Origin of the sequence: Kitasatospora sp. NPDC057542, from assembly GCF_042801945.1 — a bacterium.
In the GTDB taxonomy this organism is placed as follows: Bacteria; Actinomycetota; Actinomycetes; order Streptomycetales; family Streptomycetaceae; genus Kitasatospora.
Genome location: NZ_JBHVFE010000643.1, coordinates 1 through 3,926, shown reverse-complemented (window position 1 = coordinate 3,926; position 3,926 = coordinate 1). Strand labels below are relative to the sequence as shown.

General features: G+C 70.0%; 2 protein-coding genes and 1 pseudogene. 2 read left to right on the top strand and 1 reads right to left on the bottom strand.

Annotated elements, in window-relative coordinates; translation table 11 throughout:
• Both ACFU7Y_RS41330 and ACFU7Y_RS41325 read left to right on the top strand, forming a co-directional pair.
• Nucleotides 1-170, top strand: a pseudogene (locus ACFU7Y_RS41330) (IS701 family transposase); the annotation flags it as partial.
• Between the two features lie 248 nt (nt 171-418).
• The gene (locus ACFU7Y_RS41325; protein WP_380771555.1) at nt 419-2,611 is read left to right on the top strand and encodes a hypothetical protein; all 2,193 of its coding nucleotides are present in this window, start codon (nt 419-421) and stop codon (nt 2,609-2,611) included.
• Nucleotides 2,612-2,997: 386 nt separating this feature from the next.
• On the opposite strand, the gene ACFU7Y_RS41320 is transcribed toward ACFU7Y_RS41325, so the two are convergent.
• The gene (locus ACFU7Y_RS41320; RefSeq protein ID WP_380771553.1) at nt 2,998-3,672 is read right to left on the bottom strand and encodes a hypothetical protein; all 675 of its coding nucleotides are present in this window, start codon (nt 3,670-3,672) and stop codon (nt 2,998-3,000) included.
• Nucleotides 3,673-3,926: the final 254 nt, after the last annotated feature.

The window sequence follows — 3,926 nt, the reverse complement described above, 5'->3', positions numbered from 1 at the left end:
ACGGACTGATCCCGCTCACCTGCAACGAGATCCAGCGCCTGCTTATCGCCCTGCTCATCCAGCCTGCCAGCGACGTGGCCCACCAACTGCGCTGGTCCACCTGGCGACGAGGCCACCAAGCCCGCGCCCGTCACAGCCACTACCGACGCCAAGCCGCTCTCCAACCATGAAGATCACCATCTACGGCTGGAGTATTAGGCGGGTGAGGATGTCAAGCTGCCTGCGGTTACCTCCAGATGCCCTCCTACGCACCCGGCCGAAGCCCGACGATCAACCGTGCAGTGCAGAAGAGGCTCAACCCAAGTTCCTTCACAAGCCCGTGAGTTCACCAGAGCTCTGCACAAGCGCGCGTGGCGATCTACCACAGGAACGGCCGATGGCTTGGCGGGCGGGCGGGATTCGCCGCTACGGTGACCGCATGTCCAACAAGCCCGGACCCGCCGACTCCTGGCAGCTGACCTCGGACCCCGTCACCTCTGATGGCAAGGCGCACAAGCTCAGCGCCCCAACCGAGGTCCACCGCCCCGCCACCCGAACAGTCAACCTCAGTCGTGGCGAGCAGTACGACGATGAGGAACCCCCCACAGAACAGCCCGTACGAGACGACCGTGCCCGTGAGGTGCAGCAGTGGGGCACCGCCCGACAGTGCGCAGATGTGGTCACAGACTGTATCGGGAGCAGCAGCCGCAGGTCGGCCTCCTGGGACGAGATCATGGCCGGGCCGTCCACCGTCGGGCGCCACTCGGCCGCCGTGCATCGGAAGCCAGGGATCACCGTGGCCGTGACCGCCGGAAGCGGGACCGGCGCGGGCCGCTCCGTCCTTGCTCTGGCCCTCGCGAGGGAGTTATCGCGGGCCGGCTCAGATGTGCTGCTCCTGACCGCCGACCGGTTGACGTACGAGGCCGTCGAGTGCGGAGCGCTTGCGCCACGGGCCGTCGTGGATCGCGGGGAGCACGGCGAGCCTGCGGCGGGGAGCGTGGCTGTGTGGTTCTGGGACGAGTGCGACGACAGGCTGGTCCAGCGGGCAGGGCAGTGGGCCGATGCCGTCGTTCTGGACACCTGGACCGGCTACCGGTCCGGGACCGTGCCGGTCGATGTGGAAGTCGCCGTCTGCCGCTACCGCACTGAGGATTGGCAGGACCACCTCGTCCAGGATCGGCGGCCGTACGAGATCCGCGTCCTGGAGTGGCTTGACGAGGAGTTCGCTCGTTTCCGGAGCGCGGCCCGCAGGCGGGCCGGAGTGGATGAACGGGCCCTGCTCGCCTATCTCGAGGCCAACTTCCAGCTCTACGCGCGCGCCCGAGAGCGGAGCCGCGACACGGACGTCTACGACAGCAGCGACCCTGAGAGCGTCGCCGAGTTCTGGGCCATGGACTACGACCTCGACGAGTGGGGAGCCGGGCAGCTGCAGTTCGAGGGACGAGTACCACTGGACGAGTGGCGTGCGCACTTCATCGCCTACGTCGATGCGGACGGACGCGATCGCCACCCCGTCCTGTGGGAGGCGGTCGCCGGGAAGTGGGTCGAGCACAGCGGCCGCCTCAACCTGGAGCACGTGGCGAGGACCGTCGCCGCGGACGGCGCCGAGCTTCACCGTCTGCTTGAGGACTTTCTCCCGGCCATCACGCCCTCCGCCATCCAACGGTGGGGCCTGGACTTCGCGAACACGGGCGCCAGATTCAGGGACGCGGTGATCCACCGCTGGCTGGACCGGAGCTGCGAGGCCTATGCCCGCACCAGGCGCCCGCAGGCCCGGCACGTCCTGGACGACCTGCTACGCGTTCTCGACGTCCGGTTCATCGCCTACGCGAAACAGCGCCTGGCCGGCCGCGACATCGAGGAAAGCGCCGCCGAACTGTTTGCCGCGCTCGGCGTCGAGCCTGTCGCGACGGTGTGGCGCGCCGAGCGGCGGAACACCATGGCCATGGACCGGTGGTGGTCCGTGGAGGCCGCCACGCACCTCGCTGGTGCGGTGGTGGACGAGAACGACGGACCTCTGGACGCCTGGCGCGAGGTCTTCCTGGCCCAGGTCGACGACGAAGGCGCCCGACGTCACCCCACCCTGTGGCCCAGGATCCGTGCTGAGTGGGCGCAGCGTAACCGTGAACGCAACCGCGCCGGACTCGCGCCACGCGATGCCCACCCTGCCGAACGCCGCTCCTGCACGGCCAAGTTCACCGCCGACGTCGCCCCCTTGGCCGAGCAGGTGTGGGGACCGCGGTGGCGTGCGGTGGCGGAAGCCTGGATGAGCGGGCAGGCCCCGCTGCTGGATCGCCTTGAGGAGTACGACTGGCAAGTCGAGCTTGTGCCCGTCGACCGTGAGCCGCAGTCGACGGCCGACGCCCTCCTGTGCCACCGTGCGGGCCATGTTGTCACCGTCCTGGCCGTCGACCACGCACCGCAGGACCTGGCCGAGGAACGCGTGCACGCAGTGAGCAGGGCTCTGCGCGAGCGCGGGGTCGCCGGGTTGGCTGTCGTCGCTGGCTGCGATGCGGCGCAATCAGCGCTGCTCGGCCGCCGGATCGCGGACGGTGAGCGGGCGCCGGGCATCGAAAGCCTTGCCCGGGCGGTCGTCACGGCCGTTGCCACACGCGGCCACCGCCCGGAGTAGTCGACTGCCGGTCGGCCGTTGTTGACCGGAAGCCCTACGCCGGCGGGCCTCGCAGGTCGGCACGTCGGCGACGTGGGCGAAGATTCAGCCCTGGAGCCATCCCGCTGAGCAGCCGCGCAGCGGTCCGGCCGGACTGCGGGGGTCAGGGCCGCTCGCTGCCACGGTGCTCCGTGTCGCCGTCCGACGTTCCATTGGTCCCATCAGGACAACGCGGCCAACCGCTCGCGGGCCACTCGCCGGCCTTCGTTGGTCGGGGCCATGGTGAGCGTCTCGGTTTGCGGCCGGATGTCTATGACACCCCGGAGTATGAACCGCCGACCCCCGATCAACCCAAGCCGTTCTTCGCCAGTTCGGGGCAACGAAGTGCCAGCCCGACGACCTGCCGGTCACACCGTGCGCAGGCCGAGTTCCACAGCAGCCTGGACGGTGTTCGCCTGGTGGGCGGCCTGGCGTGCTACTGGGATCCACGTGGGCCGGAACCGCTGCTCGTACTCGCTGGTCCACTCCCGCAGCAGGGCATCGAGACGGGCGGCGACCGGTGCGGTGTGCTCGTCGGCCGGGCCGAGGGCGCGGCGCAGCAGGGCGGCGGTGCGTATGGGTAGGCGGTGGGTCCACAGGGTGATGCCGTCGAGGCGTGCGGGGGTCATGAGGCCGGGTTGCAGGAGGCGTTCTCCGCCGGTGCGGGGGTCCCACTGGTCGGCGAGCTGGCGCAGGGCGGTCAGCGGGGTGTCGGTGGCGCGCAGCAGGGGAGTGTCGGTGAGGTGGGGCAGGGCGGTGTGGAGGAGTTCGGTGATCTGGTGGCCGTGGTGGCGGAGCTGGTCGGCGCATGCGGCCAGGTGGGCGCGGGCATCGAGGGCCGGTCGGGTCGGGTCGGGGTGCGCGGCCCAGGCGGGGACTTCGATGATGAGGGTGTCACCGCCGTGACGCTGCGGGGTGAACCAGGGGGTGGCCCGCACGCCCCTCTCGGCGGTGTCCGGCTCGGTGCCCGGGCTCCCGGATGCGGGCAGCATGCCGGTGGTGATCTCCTGCCGGTCGATGTCGCCGGGGTCCATGATGAACACGCCCGGGCCGGGCTCCCACAGCCAGAACGTGTGTAGCGGTCGATCAGCACCCGGGGCGTTCAGGGAACTAACCTCCGCCTTTCAGTTGGGCCTGGCTGAGCTCGGTTGATGGCACTGGCGACGCGTTGTGCCTGTGTGGGGGTGTGGGGACATGCCGACGTCCCGACGCGTGGCCGGTGTCTCCAAGGTCCTCGGTTCGTGGGTGGGCAGGGACGGTCGGGGAAATCAGGTGACGGGTCGGGGCAGGGCCTGCA

Excerpts from the sequence above, each read along its gene's own strand:
- ACFU7Y_RS41325 (WP_380771555.1), top strand. The coding sequence starts at position 419 with ATGTCCAACAAGCCCGGACCCGCCGACTCCTGGCAGCTGACCTCGGAC.